Source organism: Echinicola jeungdonensis, assembly GCF_030409905.1.
In the GTDB taxonomy this organism is placed as follows: domain Bacteria; phylum Bacteroidota; class Bacteroidia; order Cytophagales; family Cyclobacteriaceae; genus Echinicola; species Echinicola jeungdonensis.
Genome location: NZ_JAUFQT010000001.1, coordinates 2945224 through 2961307, shown reverse-complemented (window position 1 = coordinate 2961307; position 16084 = coordinate 2945224). Strand labels below are relative to the sequence as shown.

Annotated in this window: 14 protein-coding genes; 8 read left to right on the top strand and 6 right to left on the bottom strand. The window is 39.4% G+C overall.

Translation table 11 applies throughout. The features are described from left to right. Window positions 1-288: 288 nt before the first annotated feature. The gene (locus tag QWY93_RS12330) at window positions 289-2451 is read right to left on the bottom strand and encodes a glutamine synthetase III family protein (RefSeq protein ID WP_290248563.1); all 2163 of its coding nucleotides are present in this window, start codon (window positions 2449-2451) and stop codon (window positions 289-291) included. A 237-nt stretch (window positions 2452-2688) separates the two neighbouring features. Between QWY93_RS12330 and mtaB the strand changes: the two genes are divergently transcribed. Continuing rightward, on the top strand, window positions 2689-4011 hold the full coding sequence (gene mtaB / locus QWY93_RS12325) for a tRNA (N(6)-L-threonylcarbamoyladenosine(37)-C(2))-methylthiotransferase MtaB (protein WP_290248562.1): 1323 nt from the start codon (window positions 2689-2691) through the stop codon (window positions 4009-4011). A 102-nt stretch (window positions 4012-4113) separates the two neighbouring features. After that, window positions 4114-4467 carry a DUF805 domain-containing protein gene (locus tag QWY93_RS12320; RefSeq protein WP_290248561.1) on the top strand — a complete coding sequence of 118 codons (354 nt, stop codon included), beginning with the start codon at window positions 4114-4116 and terminating at the stop codon, window positions 4465-4467. A gap of 63 nt (window positions 4468-4530) precedes the next feature. Here QWY93_RS12320 and QWY93_RS12315 read toward each other — a convergent pair whose 3' ends face one another. The 4 genes from QWY93_RS12315 to lpxK all read right to left on the bottom strand — a co-directional run bounded on the left by QWY93_RS12315 (window position 4531) and on the right by lpxK (window position 9462). Next, window positions 4531-5775, bottom strand: coding sequence for an ABC transporter permease (locus QWY93_RS12315; protein WP_290248560.1), 1245 nt, complete (start codon window positions 5773-5775; stop codon window positions 4531-4533). 113 nt (window positions 5776-5888) lie between these two features. After that, window positions 5889-6470 carry a MiaE family protein gene (locus tag QWY93_RS12310; protein ID WP_290248559.1) on the bottom strand — a complete coding sequence of 194 codons (582 nt, stop codon included), beginning with the start codon at window positions 6468-6470 and terminating at the stop codon, window positions 5889-5891. Window positions 6471-6506: 36 nt separating this feature from the next. Then, on the bottom strand, window positions 6507-8405 hold the full coding sequence (locus tag QWY93_RS12305) for a putative porin (protein ID WP_353959639.1): 1899 nt from the start codon (window positions 8403-8405) through the stop codon (window positions 6507-6509). Further along, window positions 8395-9462 carry a tetraacyldisaccharide 4'-kinase gene (lpxK, locus tag QWY93_RS12300; RefSeq protein WP_290248558.1) on the bottom strand — a complete coding sequence of 356 codons (1068 nt, stop codon included), beginning with the start codon at window positions 9460-9462 and terminating at the stop codon, window positions 8395-8397. Before lpxK ends, QWY93_RS12305 begins: the two co-directional genes overlap by 11 nt. Before the next feature lie 46 nt (window positions 9463-9508). Here lpxK and QWY93_RS12295 point away from each other — a divergent pair, with 46 nt between their 5' ends. From QWY93_RS12295 to QWY93_RS12280, 4 genes are all read left to right on the top strand, one after another. Next, complete coding sequence (locus tag QWY93_RS12295) at window positions 9509-10609, top strand: Nif3-like dinuclear metal center hexameric protein (protein WP_290248557.1); 1101 nt, start codon at window positions 9509-9511, stop codon at window positions 10607-10609. A 3-nt stretch (window positions 10610-10612) separates the two neighbouring features. Then, window positions 10613-11386: a zinc ribbon domain-containing protein gene (locus QWY93_RS12290; RefSeq protein ID WP_290248556.1), complete on the top strand. Its 774-nt coding sequence runs from the start codon at window positions 10613-10615 to the stop codon at window positions 11384-11386. 137 nt (window positions 11387-11523) lie between these two features. After that, window positions 11524-13176 carry a tetratricopeptide repeat protein gene (locus QWY93_RS12285; protein WP_290248555.1) on the top strand — a complete coding sequence of 551 codons (1653 nt, stop codon included), beginning with the start codon at window positions 11524-11526 and terminating at the stop codon, window positions 13174-13176. Window positions 13177-13372: 196 nt separating this feature from the next. Then, on the top strand, window positions 13373-13783 hold the full coding sequence (locus QWY93_RS12280; protein WP_290248554.1) for a hypothetical protein: 411 nt from the start codon (window positions 13373-13375) through the stop codon (window positions 13781-13783). On the opposite strand, the gene QWY93_RS12275 is transcribed toward QWY93_RS12280, so the two are convergent. After that, window positions 13767-14396: a histidine phosphatase family protein gene (locus QWY93_RS12275; protein WP_290248552.1), complete on the bottom strand. Its 630-nt coding sequence runs from the start codon at window positions 14394-14396 to the stop codon at window positions 13767-13769. The genes QWY93_RS12280 and QWY93_RS12275 overlap by 17 nt on opposite strands. 54 nt (window positions 14397-14450) lie before the next feature. Here QWY93_RS12275 and QWY93_RS12270 point away from each other — a divergent pair, with 54 nt between their 5' ends. Together QWY93_RS12270 and QWY93_RS12265 are read left to right on the top strand one after the other, a co-directional pair. Further along, complete coding sequence (locus QWY93_RS12270; protein ID WP_290248551.1) at window positions 14451-14876, top strand: hotdog fold thioesterase; 426 nt, start codon at window positions 14451-14453, stop codon at window positions 14874-14876. Beyond that, window positions 14876-16084 carry a chorismate-binding protein gene (locus tag QWY93_RS12265; RefSeq protein ID WP_290248550.1) on the top strand — a complete coding sequence of 403 codons (1209 nt, stop codon included), beginning with the start codon at window positions 14876-14878 and terminating at the stop codon, window positions 16082-16084. The genes QWY93_RS12270 and QWY93_RS12265 overlap by 1 nt, the downstream gene beginning before the upstream one ends.

Genomic DNA, 16084 nt, shown 5'->3' with positions numbered 1-16084 from the left:
TTCCTGGGAGGAATTCACCCAATCCAATTCCCCTTAAGGAATTACATTTCTGCCATCCAAATTATTTGAATTTAAACTTTGAAGCAAGGTAGCTGTAGAAAGTCCTCCGTTTCCTATTAACTAATTTTCAATAATTTTCACTGCTTATTTTGCAAAAGGTAATTTTGCAGCAATCTTAATAGGCAATACCACTTTCTATATACCATTAAAAAATCAAAAAAAGCCATAAAAAAAGCCGGGTACATTTCAATACCCGGCAGTTTTTATGTTTGATTTTTGAGATTTAGATTATCTCAAAAACAACATTTCTCTGTATTTCACCAATGGCCAAAATTCGTCATCTACGAACAATTCAAGCTTATCGGCTGCATAACGGATTTTGTCGAAGTAAGCATCTTTAACATCTGTGCTATATCCTTCAGCTTTCTTCGCAATATTCTCTTCCTTGTTTAGTCTTCTTCTGGCATCAATCATAGCCAGGACATTTTCCTTCAAAGCTTCAATATGCTTGCTGATTTCGTTGATGGTCAACACAGCTGCTTTAGTGTCCAAACCTAGACCTTTAAGGCCATTAGCATTTTCGATCAGCTTGTTTTGGTATTGGATTGCGGTTGGGATGATGTGGTTCAATGCAAGATCACCCATTACACGAGATTCAATCTGTACCTTCATGATATAGTTTTCAAGACGAATTTCATGTCTAGCATGCAATTCTCTTTCGTCCAATACACCATGTTTTTCGTACAAATCTTTTACACTCTTCTCCAACAAAACCTTAAGAGCAAATGGAGTACTCTTCAGGTTGGAAAGACCTCTCTTTTCAGCTTCTTTTTCCCAAGCTTCAGAGTAGCCGTCTCCTTCGAATCTTACTTTCTTGCTCTCTTTAATGTAATTTCTAAGCACATTTACAATAGCAATTTTCTTTTCGCTTCCTTTATCGATTTCTTCCTGGATATCCTTGTGCATATTTTGAAGCGTATCCGCAACAATCACGTTCAAGGCGGTCATTGGTCCAGCGACGTTTGAAGAAGAACCTACAGCTCTAAATTCAAACTTGTTACCGGTAAAGGCAAATGGAGAAGTTCTATTTCTATCGGTGTTGTCCAATATGATTTCTGGAATTTTATTGATTCCAAGTTTCATGTACATATTGTCACCTTTTTCGATCTTGATATTACCGTTTTCCTCCAATTCATCCAACACTGCAGAAAGCGTTGAACCCAAGAATACGGAGATAATGGCTGGAGGAGCCTCGTTGGCACCCAATCTAAAATCGTTACCTGCAGATGCAATACTTGCTCTTAGCAGGTCTGCATGGTCATGAACAGACTTGATTGTGGCTACCAAGAATGTCAGGAATTGAAGGTTTTCTCTAGCAGAGTTGCTAGGTTGGAACAAGTTGATGCCAGTATCGGTGATCAATGACCAGTTATTGTGCTTACCACTACCGTTTAGGCCTGCAAATGGTTTTTCATGGAAAAGTACTTTCAGGTTATGCAGATCAGCAACTTTGTCCATCAAATCCATCAACAATTGGTTGTGGTCAGTGGCTTTGTTGATTTCTTCAAATACAGGAGCTACTTCGAACTGCCCTGGAGCTACCTCATTGTGTCGGGTAGAAACTGGAATACCAAGTTTCCAAGATTCTATTTCGAAGTGCTTCATAAAAGACTTAACCCTGGAAGGGATGGAACCAAAGTAGTGATCATCCAATTGTTGGCCTCTTGCAGGGTTATGGCCAAATACCGTTCTTCCTGACATTACCAAGTCAGGGCGGGCAGCAAACAAAGCCTTGTCGATCACAAAGTACTCTTGCTCAACACCCAAAGAAGGGGTCACTTTCTTTACATTTCTATCAAACAACTGGCAGATAGAAACAGCAGCATTGTTTACTGCATCCATAGACTTCAACAAAGGAGTCTTATAATCTAACGCTTCACCAGTAAAAGAAACGAAGATAGTTGGGATACAAAGCGTATTTTCAAGGATGAACATGGGAGAACTAGGATCCCATGCGGTATAACCTCTGGCTTCAAAAGTAGTTCTGATACCTCCATGAGGGAAAGATGAAGCATCTGGCTCCTGTTGCACCAATGCAGATCCTTTGAATTTCTCGATGTTAGACAGGGCATCGAAGAAAGTATCATGTTTTTCTGCAGTAGAACCCGTCAAAGGTTGGAACCAGTGAGTATAGTGGGTAACACCCTTAGCAAGGGCCCAAGCTTTTGCTGCATTAGCTACCTCTTCCGCACTGGAAGAGTCAATTTTTGTACCTTTTTCTATGGCCACACTTACTTTTTTGTAAACAGAAGGGGCCAATGATTCTTTCATTTCAGCCAAGCTGAATATCTCAGAACCAAAATAATCTGAAATTTTTGTAGATGGAGCTTCGAAAGAAACCTTTTCTCTCGATTGAACCATCATCAGAGATTGTTGTCGTAAAGTTGCCATGTTTTTTTAATGTGGTTTAAAAACAGTAGCGAAGATAAGCAAAAATCTGAAATAAAAAGAAAAAACGTATTTTTTTAAGCCATTTCTTGAAAATTATACATTTTTCACCCCAAAACAACCCGAATTAGTCACGAAATAGACCACTTTTACAGAAATTCCTTAAAATTTAGTAGAAATGGAAAACTGGAATAATATCCTTAACTTTGCTCATCATTCATATAAATCAAAGGATTAAATTTGAAAAAGGTTGCATTTTATACATTAGGATGTAAGCTCAATTATTCTGAAACTTCCACCATCAGTAGGAAGTTTGAAGACAAGGGCTATCAAAAAGTGGGGTTTGAGGATAATCCGGACATCTTCATTATTAATACATGTTCGGTGACAGAAAATGCCGACAAAAAGTGTAAAAAGATTGTCAAGGAAGCTAAAAAAATCTCCCCCAATTCCTATGTAGCCATTATAGGATGTTATGCCCAATTAAAACCAAAGGAAATTTCCACTATTAAAGGTGTGGATGCAGTACTTGGGGCGGCTGAAAAATTCCGTTTGATAGAATTACTGGACGGATTTGCCAAAGAACAGGAAACCAAAGTGCTTGCTTCAGAAATCCAGGAAGCAACATCCTTTAATAATGCCTTCTCACTACATGATAGAACTAGAACATTCCTAAAAGTTCAGGATGGCTGTAATTATGGCTGTGCTTTCTGCACTATTCCATTGGCCAGGGGGAAAAGCCGTAGTGATAGCATTGCCAATATCCTTGAAAGTGCCCGTGAAATTGCCCAAACTGATGTCAAAGAAGTTGTTTTGACCGGAGTTAATATCGGGGATTTTGGAATTCAGGATGGCAGAAGAAAAGAAAAATTCATTGACCTTATCAAAGCTTTGGATGAAATCGAAGGCATTGACAGGTTTAGGATATCTTCTATTGAACCTAACCTGCTTACCAATGAGGCTATAGAATTTGTTTCTCAATCCAAGCGATTTGTTCCGCATTTCCACATTCCATTGCAATCCGGAAGCAATCCCATCCTAAGAAAAATGGGAAGACGTTATTTGCGAGAACTATACGTGGACAGGGTACAAAAGATCAAGCAATTGATGCCCCATTGTTGTATTGGGGTAGACATTATTGTGGGCTTCCCCGGAGAATCAGATGAACATTTCCTGGAGACCTACAACTTCTTAAACGAATTACCTGTTTCTTATTTGCATGTTTTCACCTATTCCGAAAGAGCAAACACCCGTGCAGTTGAAATGAAAGAGGTTGTCCCCATGAAAAAACGGCACGAAAGATCAAAAATGCTCCGCATTCTATCTGAGAAGAAGAGAAGGAAGTTTTACGAAGAAAACCTGAAAGGTGACTTTGATGTGCTGTTTGAAGATGATGTGGAAGATGGAAAAATGCATGGATTCACCGAAAATTACATCAGAATTTCAGCTAAATTTGACCCATTACTGATCAATGAAATCAAAAAAGTGACCTTGAATGAAATCAATGAAAAAGGCACTGTTGAGGTTCTTGAACCAGAAATACTGTATGAAAAACACACATAAATGAATGAATAAAGGTTAATTCCCTTTTTTTATCTTATTTGGGGAAAAACATATAATATTTTGTATATTATTGTTTTAATGATAACATTAACCCCATAGACCATGAAAACCATCTTAGAGCCAACAGGAAGGATTACAAGAAGAAAATACCTGGTGCTTTTTGTTGTTTTTTACTTTATCAATTTGCTCTGCTTAATGTTGATGTACGAGTCCATTAGGCAACAAAACTGGCTAACCCTAATCATTTTCGGCATAATTCTGATCGCCACGATTGTATTGCTACTGGTTCAGGCCATCAAGCGATTACATGACATAGGCTTAGATTGGAAATATGCGCTTTACCTTTTGATCCCACCTCCTGTAAACCTTATTGGGTTTGTATATCTGGCCATGAAAAAAGGAGAGTTGGGAAAAAACAAATATGGGCCTGACCCGAGAAAAACCGATGTTGTTTAATTTTAAAACAGCTCAGGAGGTGAGAAACCTCACTTCCTGAAATACTTTTCTTAAAAAAATTTTTTATTCATACCTCAAGGCCTCAATGGGATCCAGCCGACTTGCTTTGTAGGCAGGAATTAACCCTGAAACCAACCCCACTAAAATACATACTACAAAGGCCATGACCAACCAAACCCATGGCACCAAAAAACCGCCGGGGCCTACCAAACTGGCTACAATATTGCCGATGGCAATACCCAAAACAACGCCCAATGTTCCTCCTAACACACAAATCATAATAGCCTCAATTAAAAATTGCTGCCGAATCCTTAAAGGGGTAGCACCTAGAGCCTTCCTCACGCCTATTTCTCTGGTCCTTTCTGTTACGGATACCAACATAATATTCATCAAACCAACTGCAGCTCCCAACAAGGTTATGAAACCAATGCTAAATCCTCCTATTCTCAAATAGCCGGCAACCTCTTCCAGACTTTCACCAATGGTTTCTGATTTTACCACCTCAAAGGAATTTTCCTCTCCTACCCTATCCCGGCGGATCTTTCTCATGATGCCGGTAGCCTGCCCCATTTCATAATCCAACTTTGCCGGATCACTTACTAAAACTGTTATATCGTACCTGAAATTTCCAGTTTGATCTTGCCGGGTTGCATTTTCAACAGGAATTATAATGTTGCGATCAACACCCGAATCTCCTCCTACTGTCCCTTGTTCCTCAAGCACACCTACAATCTTGTACCGATTCCCATAAAAAGTCACATACTGGCCTATAGGGTCTTCATGGGACTCAAACAAAGTTTCAACTATTTCACTACCTAATAGGCATACATTATTACCATACCTGACCTCTACATTACTGAAGTTCCGGCCATTTTCTATAGCAATTCCCTTTATCAACAAATAATTTTCATCCCCGCCTGTAATTCGGGTGTTGGGGTTGGTTGTCTTTGAACCCCTTTTGATTTCTGCAGCCCCTGTAAGTGAACAATGGACAGTCGCCACTCCTCTTTCACTGTAAGCTTCCTTAAAATCAACTGCATTCCGGTAATTGACCGGAGGGTATATTTTCTCCTCCACTCCTTCCCTCATTACCCTTCTTCCACTTCGGCCCTTTGATTGAACATCAAAATTGTTAGCTCCAAAACCTGAAAAACTTTCCTCAATCTGGGCTTTCATTCCATCAATAGCTGTAAGCATCCCCACTAAAGAAGTAATCCCAATGGCAATGATCAAACCGGTCAAAATTGTTCTCAGTAAATTTGACCGAATAGACCGGATTGCTTCCCGAATATTTTCAATCAGGTTCATATATTATGGTTTAAACCATTTTGCAAAAAAAGATTCCGGAGGCCTAATTAATAAAAAGGTCTCTTTCCTTAATTTAGTCATCAAAAAATCATATCAGGAAATTTTGCCAAAAATTAATGCATCCTGTCCGGACGAAATTCCATTTCCTTCAATACCCATGCTTCATAGACCAACCACTCCTTCCAGCGCTGACTCACCTTTTCAGGGTCATAATAATGCTTTGCCAGGTCAATAAAATTCACGTAGTGCCCAGCTTCTGAAACCATCAGTTCATAATAAAATTGCTGTAATTCCTCATCCTGAATATTTTTCCAAAGCAATTTAAACCGCTCACAGCTTCTGGCTTCGATCAGGGCATTCATCAACAAAAATTCCGATAGTTGCTGCATCCTTCCTCCACCCTTCTGGACAAATTCACTCAATTTGATCACATAGGCATCTTTTCGGGGACGTCCAAATTGATACCCCCTTTTCCTGATTTGCTTCATCACCCTTTCAAAGTGTTCCCATTCTTCGGCAACCACAGGGGTTAACACATCTACCAACCTTTCCAGGTCCGGATACCTTACAATTAAAGAAATACAGGAAGATGCAGCCTTTTGCTCACAATAGGCATGATCCACCAAAATATCTTCCAAATTCATGGCTGCAATATTGGCCCATCTTGGGTCCGTGGGCAATTGCAGGTTTAACATTTTTTGCTTTGTACTTTCCTCCCAGTGTTTCATGATCTAATCAAAGAAATACCAACTTATTCCTAAATCCAACAAGCTATTTAATCCTGTATATCCGGGACTTACAAAGTACCCCGGGTCTTCCAGCATATTACTGTTAGCATGGTTATACCTGAACAGCACCCTGGCACGGTTGATCCTTAGGTTGACAAAAGCATCTAATACCGGGTAAGCATAAAGATTAAAATCGCTTAAATAAAATTGTTGGGTAGCCGGCATATAAGCTTCTCCAAAATAATCACTATGATACCTCCCCTCTACCCCAAATTGGATAAACAGGTTTTCGTCAAACATGGGCCCATCAAAAAACAACCTTGATCTAGCAAACAATTCCGGAATCCTAAAATTATCCTCCCTGTCTCCTGTAATAGTGGTATGGATTACTTCAGTTTGCCAAACCAACTTTTTCCAAAATGTAATATCCATTTTTACGGAAGGAATCACCATAAAAGCCTCCCCATTGGCTTGTTCAGGAACTTGGTCCTCATTAAAGAATATGTAATTATTAACCCTGTTGAGTGTTAAAGCAGGTCTGATGGAAAAACTGGTAAAATCGGCCTTAATAGTTCCCTTAATCTGATCCACCCCAACATTGGAAAAATCATTGTCCCATTGGTAATGGTTCCCCCTGTACTTTTGCTGCATGGAGGTGGGCTTGTACAAGGCCTTGGTATAATGCACTTCCAAAAATGGTGAATTAAAATCCCCCTTAAGCCTATAACCATTGGGGATTAAATACTCCCCCTCTGCTTCAAAAGACCAACGCTCATTAATATCCCCTCGCAGTGCTCCACCAAGATAAACTTCATGGAAGCTATTATTGGTTTCAAAGTGCTGATTGGCCATCCTGCCTGTTCTATACTTTACGTATGCATTATAATATACCGGACCAAAATCCCCCTTGAATCCTGCTTCATTTCTCCATTCAGAAAAATGATGACGGTTGGAAGTGGTGTCATTGCTGACAAACCTATTTTCATTAAAAAATAAAGCGTCATCGGTAGTTAAATCTGAGAAAAAGGTTACCAGCTGCTTTTTCTTATCAAACACATGATAAATTTCCCAACCTTTTAGTAGCTTAAATTGATGATAAAGATGATAATCTTGCCTTAGGTCTAGTGCCCTGGAATTCCTCAACCATACTTTTGCATCTTCATAAGAAAAATAACGGGATGTGGAATCCACTTCAGGTGGTATAATCCCTCCTTGTTCAAATACCAGATGGTGCATCCGGGAAAAATTGGCCAACAAAAAATATTTCCCATTATCAGATTGATAATTAGTATGCAGGGAATAGGAATTTTGCTGAACCATGTGATCGTCCCTACCTGTGGGATTGAGGACTTTCCTTGCCCTGATCGTGTTGAAATTAAAACCCAAATTCCAAGTAGGGGTTACATTTCGGGCAAATTCCACATTTAGCATATTCCGGTTGCCTCCACCATAAAAAGCTTCCAGTTTGGTATAAGGGGATTTTGTGTCAAAATACCTTAAACTGTCGGGCGAATGGTAATACAAATCATAAACATCAAAGCCGGAAGTTGTCCCAATCAATCCCGGGATTTGATAATAAATAGGTTGTGCTGCACTACCAATATTGCCCAGGTCCTGATATTTATGACCGCTGTCAAATACCGGTTCAAAATTATGGAAATCTGTCAATCCCGTATCCAAAGGGATTTTTTTCATTTTATTATACCTTAGATGCTTTTCCTGAAAGTATAAAGAGGTTTTAGGGCCATAAACCATTTTGGTAGAATCATCGATCAAGCCTCTTCTTTCCTGGGGCTGGTCCTCTGCATCCCCTTCACCTGGAGGCCTTGTATCCTGAGCCAATAATTGAAACCCAAAAGTACTCAACCCTAAAAATATTATTAGTAAATATTTAACGTTCACTTTGATATCCTTTTTCCCTTATAGCTTTTGAAGCCAATTCCAATAAGGCATGTTTATCCTTCTCCTCGAATTTTACCTGGACAGGTAACGCAAAAATCGGAATTTCTCCCAAATATTTTAGGAATTTATCCGCTTTAAGTTTTACCGCATCTTTTTCGGTTGTTAGGATGGCGGTATTTTGAGGTAAATGGGCTTTGTATTTTAACAGCAGATCTTCCACATCTTTTTCGGAATAATTGTAATGATCTCCATATTCCAAAAAATCCAGCAACTCATACTGACCTTTAACGTATTCATATAACACTTTTGGATTGGCAATGCCACTTAACAAAATGACTCTCTCCAATTCTTCTGGCTCACCATTCCAAATATTATACGGCTGGCCATAATTTAAGCTTGCAAAAACTACCGGACAGTGTTTTTTGGTAAAACGGTGGATTCCCTCTATGTAGTAATTTTTTTCCTTCTCCGCCAGGTTATCCGGGCATTTGGTTACCACTACCACATTGGCTCTTTTGGCCCCATTGGGATTTTCCCTCAAGGTCCCCATTGGCAGTACATGATCATTGAAAAAGGGTTTTTGATAAGTAGTTAATAAAATATTGAAATCACCTTTGACATAACGGTGCTGAAATGCATCATCCAGTACTAACAGTTCGGTTGCAGGGTTATTTTCAATTATCCTGGGGATGGCGAGCACCCTTTGTTCACCTACGGCCACAGCGACCTCTTCTCCGAATTTTTGAAAAATCTGATAGGGTTCATCTCCAATTTTCTCAGGAGTGGACTGGGAATTAGCCAAAATAAACCCTTTAGTATTCCGGCCATACCCCCTGCTCAGCATGGCCACTTCATACATCTCCCTAAATTCAGTCAATAAAAATTCCACCATTGGAGTTTTCCCGGTTCCTCCCATAGACAGGTTTCCGACTACAATGGTTGGGATTTCAAAAACCACACTTTTTTTCACTCCCCGGTCAAACATCTTGTTTCTCAACCGGGTCAGCCCATCATACAAAAGTGAAAAAGGATATAAGAGAAATTGATGGGGCTTCATTCCTATATTTTTTTATATTTTTGATTTCAAAGCTAGATACAAATATATGGTTAATTTGATAAGAGATGTAGTTTCTTACTTAGAAAGCATTGCCCCACCTGCTTATCAGGAATCTTACGACAATGCCCAATTGATCACAGGCAGTCCGAAGGATAAGGTAAAAGGTATACTTTGTACCCTGGATGTTACTGAAGAGGTGGTTCAGGATGCAATTGACAAAAATTGTAATCTCATTGTGGCACATCACCCCATCATCTTCAAGGGATTAAAAAGCTTGACAGGTAAAAATTACGTAGAAAGGACGGTGATTAAAGCCATCAAAAATGATATTGCCATTTATGCCATCCATACCAATTTGGATCATGTCCATACGGGGGTAAACCGGAAAATCGCAGAAAAAATAGGCTTAGAAAAGTCCCGGATTTTGGCTCCGAAAAATTCCCTTTTGATGAAATTGGTGGTTTTTGTCCCCAATGAAAATACAGAAGAAGTTTTACAGGGATTGTATAAAGCTGGGGCTGGATCCATTGGGGAATATTCCAATTGCAGTTTTCAAGTATTAGGGGAAGGGACATTTCTGCCCTCTGAAAATTCAAACCCAACCATTGGTTCTCAGGGAAAAACTGAAACGGTACAAGAAAAAAGAGTGGAAGTAATCTTCCCGGCCTTTTTAAAAAATAAGATCTTAAGTGCCTTAAAAAAAAGCCATCCATATGAAGAGGTAGCCTACTATCTGCAAAGCCTGGAAAATGAACATCAGGAAGTGGGGGCAGGTATGGTCGGAGAATTACCCCAACCTATGAATGAAAAAGTATTTTTGCAGCATTTAAAGAGCTCCATGAATCTTCATATTATAAAATTTACCGCTCTCAGGGATCGACAAATTAAAAGGGTAGCTATCTGTGGAGGAGCAGGAATTTTTCTTTTAGGAGCAGCAAAAAAAGCAAATGCGGACATATTCATCACTTCGGACATAAAATACCACGAATTCTTTGATGCTGACAATCAGATAGTTTTGGCTGACATCGGGCATTACGAAAGCGAAATCCATACAAAAGAATTATTAATGGAGCTATTGTCACAAAAATTTAGTAATATTGCACTCTATTTGACAAAAGTCATTACAAATCCCATAACTTACATTTAGTACATGGAAAGTACAGTTGCACAGAAACTTGAAGCCATTCATAATCTTCAATCAATCGATTCCCGCCTCGATGCAATTTTTAAAATCAGGGGAGCCCTTCCCGAAGAAGTTCAGGACCTTGAAGACGAAATAACCGGCTATGAAACCCGGTTGGAGAAATTCAATAAAGACATTGTCTCCCTGGAAGAGGAAATCAAAAAACACAAGGAGGCTATCAAGGAATCTGAAAAGTTGATCAAAAAATACCAAGATCAGCAGATGAATGTCAGAAACAACCGGGAGTATGACGCCATCACCAAAGAACTTGAACTGCAGGATTTGGAAATCCAGGTTTCCAAGAAAAAAATCGGCGAAGCGGAAGCTAGAATTGAGGGGAAAAAGCAGGATTTGGAGGATCTTAATGAAACGCTTAAGGATCGTAAAAAAGATCTTGACACCAAAAACGAGGAATTGAAAACCATCGTGGCAGAAAGCGAGACTGAAGAGAACAAATTAAAATCCGAAAGAGAAAAGGCTACGAAAAAAATCGATGACAGAATCCTGAAGTCTTACGATAAAATCAGAAAAAATGCCAAAAACGGATTGGCTGTTGTAATGGTAAAAAGAGGTGCCTGCGGCGGTTGCTTTAACATCGTCCCTCCTCAAAGACAAGCGGATATTAGAGAACAGAAAAAAATCATTGTCTGTGAACACTGCGGAAGGATCTTGGCCGGTGTTGCCGATGAAATTCAAGATGAAACGATTCCGAAGAAAAAAAGAGGTTCCAGAAAATCATAATCAAATAGCCCATTATATGGGCTATTTTTTTGTCTTCATTTTTTCACCTCAAAACACCACGTCATACAATCCGTTATTTTTCAGCTATTTACATTTTAAATATGTAAATTTACTTTTAAACCCATCCTTATTACACCATGAAATATTTCATTGTCCTCTCATTTATAGGGCTGATGCTATTGGCGTCTTGCAAGGAAAAATCCCAACAAGAGACCGATGCCCTAAACAGTAATTACCTTAGTCCGAACACGATGTGCGGAACGGTACAATTTAGCGAAGGTTGTGGACCAGCAGTCGATTCTTTGATTCAATTTGGCTTGGCCTTGGTTCACCATATGACTTATGAAGACGCCCGGTACACTTTTGAAAACATTATTGAAAAGGATCCAAAATGTTTTTGGGGTTATTGGGGAAAAGCGATGACTTATATTCACCCCCTCTGGCCCGATGAACCTTCCAAAGGAGAATTAAAAGAAGGCTGGGAATTAAGTCAAAAAGCATTAAAATATGCCAAAGATGAAAAGGAAACAGGTTATGGAAAAACCATTGCAGCTTACTATGAAAATGGAGCCACCAAAACTGAAAAAGAAAGGTTATTGGCATTTGAAAAAGGCTGGAGGGAAGTCCACCAACAATTCCCGATAGACCTGGAAGCAGATTTATTTCACGGCTTAAGCAGGTTGGCTACTGCCTCCCCTGCTGACAAAAGCTATTCTGTCCAAAAAGAAGTGGGCAAAACTGCAGAAATGGCCCTTCAAATCATCCCTGATCACCCTGGCGGTTTCCACTATGCCATTCACGCTTATGATGTACCACCCCTTGCCTCCAACGCCATAAGAGTTGCCAATAACTATGGCAAAATTGCTCCAGAAATCCCTCATGCCCTCCATATGCCCTCTCATATCTTCACCCGGTTAGGATACTGGAACGAGTCAATAGAATGGAACCTCAGGTCTGCTGAAGCTGCCTTAAAATACCCTTATAAAGGTCAAGTTTCAGGGCATTATTTTCATGCATTAGATTATTTGGTATATGCTTATTTACAAAAGGCGGAGGACAAAAAGGCTGAAGAATTAAAAGCCACCCTCGACACCTTGCAGGGACCCTATCAAATTCATGCAGGTACAGCTTTTATGCTTGCTGCCTTTCCAGCAAGGCTTGCCTTAGAAAACCATGATTGGAAAAAAGCCTCTCAACTTCCGGAACGTCACCCTGATCATTTTGCCTGGGAAAAATTCCCTGCCTTTGAGGCCTTGACCCATTTTGCCAAAGGAATAGGGGCCGCCAGAGAAGGAAATGAGCAACAATCCCTGGAATCAATACAAAAACTGCAAAACATTAAAAAAACGTTAGAGGAAAACAGGGCTGCTCAATACTGGGCCCAACAGGTAAATATTCAAAAAACAGCTGTAGAGGCTTGGCTCTTTTATGCCCAAAACCAAAAGGACCAGGCTCTTAAAACCTTATTAAAGGCAGCAGAAATGGAAGCAGCTACAGAGAAAAGCCCTATTACACCTGGAGAATTACTTCCCATGAAAGAGATGCTTGGGGATATGTATTTTGAAATGGGTATGCCTGAAAAAGCAATGGTCGCCTATGAAGAGGCTCTTTTAAGAAACCCCAATAGATTTAACAGTATATATGGAGCAGGAAAAGCAGCTGAAAAGGTGGGTGATCTGGAAAAAGCTAAACAATATTACCACCAACTTCTAGAGCTAGTAGAAAACCCTTCATCCGAACGTCCCGAGATCCAACATGCAAGAAGTTTTCTTAACGTTCAGCAATCTTAATTTAAGCCTCACCCCAAAAGAGGAGTAAACTCCTCTTTTGGGGTGAGAAAAACCCGCAATTATTCTACTTTTGGCACAATTTTTTCTTTACTATAACTCATAACATCCTATTAATTAAACATTAAGGTGAAAAAAATATTTAACAAGTAGGACCAAGATATTTGAATGATCCTAATAATTTTCATATATTATCGACATGAAAAATATTATTCTATCTCTATTGCTTATTTGCCTTATATCTTCCGGATATTGCAAAAACCCGGAAGAAAAAACATTTCTAGTTATATTTAACAAAGCAGAGTTAAAGGAACTAAAATCCAGTGCTAAGTACATTGAATTGAGCTTTTTAGAAGAGTTTGAGACCAAATCCTACATGGGAAACTCAGATGCTGCTATTTTCATCAATGTTCCTGACTGTGAATTTGACAAATGTCAATTTGGACAAACATTAGTTCAAGTCAATCAATCCACTTGGAAACCTCTTCAAGAAGTTGCTTTTAGGATTATTGACATGGATGAGTCCCGAGAAAATTACCAGGGTCTGATGTCCTCTTTTTATGAAAAAATTGACAAGAAAAAAGCCAAGGCCATTAGATCAATCCTTTAGCTTTTAGGTGGTCCATATTATTATAACGGTCAATCCTGAAATCTCCGGCTTCCAACAAGCTTAGTTCATAACATCCCAGGTTATGGTGCTCAAATACGTCCATAAATCTCAGGTCATAATTGAGCATTACGCTAAGCATAACCCTTATGGCCCTACCATGCATGCAAATGAGAATGGTTTCCCCGCCCTTTTCAAGAATATAATCCAGGCCTTTCCTGAGCCTTTTGTAAACCATATTAGGAGATTCTCCACCTTCAATACAATAATCCAATTCTCCCTCAGACCATTTCTGAAGCATATTTTGATAGTATTCATTTTCCCCATGGTCCATGGGCACCCCTTCATACCTTCCCCAGCTGATCTCATTTAACTCTTCCAATCCCTCATGAGGAATTCCCTTGTTCAAAAATTTTGAGATCGATTGTCGGGTTCTTTGAAGCCCCGTATAGTAAATAAAATCAAAAGGGATATCCTTGTGGGCTTCATAAAAGGCCTCCGCTTGCTTTTCTCCAGTTTCATTGATGGGAGCGTCTATTCCACTGCCCTGCACTACTCCTCTAAGATTATAATCAGTTTGTCCGTGTCTGACGAGGTAGATTTTTTTAGTACTCAAGATTCTGTATTTTTGTTAACGATTTTCAAAGAAAACGCTTTTATTTCAAAATACATGATATTTAACAAAAACCTCAAGTTGGATTTTTTGAACCAATTGGGCAAAAACAATATGGCCGATCATTTGGGCATTGCATTTACTGCCATTGGAGAGGATTATTTGGAGGCTACCATGCCTGTGGATCACCGGACCAAACAACCATTGGGCCTTTTACATGGGGGAGCCAATATGGTATTGGCTGAGACATTGGGTAGTGTAGCTGCAACTTGCTGTATCAATCCAGATACCCATTTTTGCGTAGGCCTGGAAATCAACGCCAATCACCTTAAATCGGTTAAATCGGGAAAAGTAACTGGAATTGCCAAACCCCTACATATTGGCGGAAAAACACAGGTTTGGGAAATAAAAATAAACAATGAACAAGGCCAGCTAGTTTGTGTCAGTAGAATTACCCTTGCTGTTTTGGAGAAAAAACAATAATGAATACACCCACCACCGAATCGAACATCCTTTGTCTGGAAAATGTCCTTGAAAGGTTATTATTCCAATCCTTGGAAAGCAATTACCAGATAGCCATCTGGCGCTCTCCAAAATCCAACATGGTTCAGGTCATCATAGATAAAAGTGACAAAGTAAAAAAAGTAGCTTTAGATCTGGAAGACCTTCCAAAAGGCTTTATCATCCATCCATTTGAAACAAAAGAAGCTTCAAAAGCCTACTTCCTGGAAGCTGATGCATACTTTAATTTTGACATTAACCTTTCTCATTTTCCTGAAGAAGAATTAGGGCAATTTCATTCTATCAACTTAAATGGGGATCAGATCAAGGAAAAGATTCGTCAAAATCTAAGGATTAAAAGCAAAAATTCCGGAAATAAAACACCTCTATTCTCCACCACCAAAGAAGATTTTATCAAAATTGTAAATGATGGAATTTCAAGTATCCAAACTGGAAATATTACTAAGGTGGTACCTGCAAGGGTTAAAACTATTCCCTTCAGGGAAAACTTTGACCTGGCAAATACATTCCTGGAATTATGTAGCCAATACCCAAATGGGTTTGTCAATTTTTTCCATATCCCCGAAGTGGGTACTTGGCTGGGGGCAAGTCCCGAAATCCTTATCAATACCGAGGGAAACTGTTTCAATACCATGGCACTGGCAGGGACCCAAAAAGCAGAGGGTGACAACCCAATAAAAAGTGCCGCCTGGACTCAAAAAGAAATTGAAGAACAAGCATTGGTTAGCCGCTATATTGTCAACAACTTTAAAAAAATCCGCTTAAGGGAATATGAAGAGGTAGGCCCAAAAACGGTTTTGGCAGGAAACCTTCTTCATTTGAGATCTGACTTTAGGGTGGACATGAAATCCACCAATTTTCCTCAGCTAGGATCTGTCATGCTAAAATTACTTCACCCTACATCTGCAGTCTGTGGCAGCCCAAGGGAAAATGCCATGAATTTCCTGAAAGAAAAAGAAAAGTTTGACCGTTCCTTTTTCTCTGGTTTTCTAGGGCCTGTCAATATTCAAGGTCAAACATCCATTTTTGTAAACCTGCGAACAGCCCAAATTATGGGAGATCAAATTGCACTTTTCGCGGGTGCGGGGGTAACCGAAGACTCCACTGCAGAAAAGGAGTGGGAGGAAACCAACTTGAAGTGTAATATTATCGGTAAATTCATTCAATAA

What these genes read in the sequence shown, in the direction of transcription:
- QWY93_RS12330 (WP_290248563.1), bottom strand. Translation starts at nt 2,451, where the DNA reads ATGGCAACTTTACGACAACAATCTCTGATGATGGTTCAATCGAGAGAA.
- QWY93_RS12315 (WP_290248560.1), bottom strand. Translation starts at nt 5,775, where the DNA reads ATGAACCTGATTGAAAATATTCGGGAAGCAATCCGGTCTATTCGGTCA.
- QWY93_RS12270 (WP_290248551.1), top strand. Translation starts at nt 14,451, where the DNA reads ATGATATTTAACAAAAACCTCAAGTTGGATTTTTTGAACCAATTGGGC.
- lpxK (WP_290248558.1), bottom strand. Translation starts at nt 9,462, where the DNA reads ATGAAGCCCCATCAATTTCTCTTATATCCTTTTTCACTTTTGTATGAT.
- QWY93_RS12310 (WP_290248559.1), bottom strand. Translation starts at nt 6,470, where the DNA reads ATGTTAAACCTGCAATTGCCCACGGACCCAAGATGGGCCAATATTGCA.
- QWY93_RS12265 (WP_290248550.1), top strand. Translation starts at nt 14,876, where the DNA reads ATGAATACACCCACCACCGAATCGAACATCCTTTGTCTGGAAAATGTC.
- QWY93_RS12320 (WP_290248561.1), top strand. Translation starts at nt 4,114, where the DNA reads ATGAAAACCATCTTAGAGCCAACAGGAAGGATTACAAGAAGAAAATAC.
- QWY93_RS12280 (WP_290248554.1), top strand. Translation starts at nt 13,373, where the DNA reads ATGAAAAATATTATTCTATCTCTATTGCTTATTTGCCTTATATCTTCC.
- QWY93_RS12290 (WP_290248556.1), top strand. Translation starts at nt 10,613, where the DNA reads ATGGAAAGTACAGTTGCACAGAAACTTGAAGCCATTCATAATCTTCAA.
- QWY93_RS12295 (WP_290248557.1), top strand. Translation starts at nt 9,509, where the DNA reads ATGGTTAATTTGATAAGAGATGTAGTTTCTTACTTAGAAAGCATTGCC.
- QWY93_RS12285 (WP_290248555.1), top strand. Translation starts at nt 11,524, where the DNA reads ATGAAATATTTCATTGTCCTCTCATTTATAGGGCTGATGCTATTGGCG.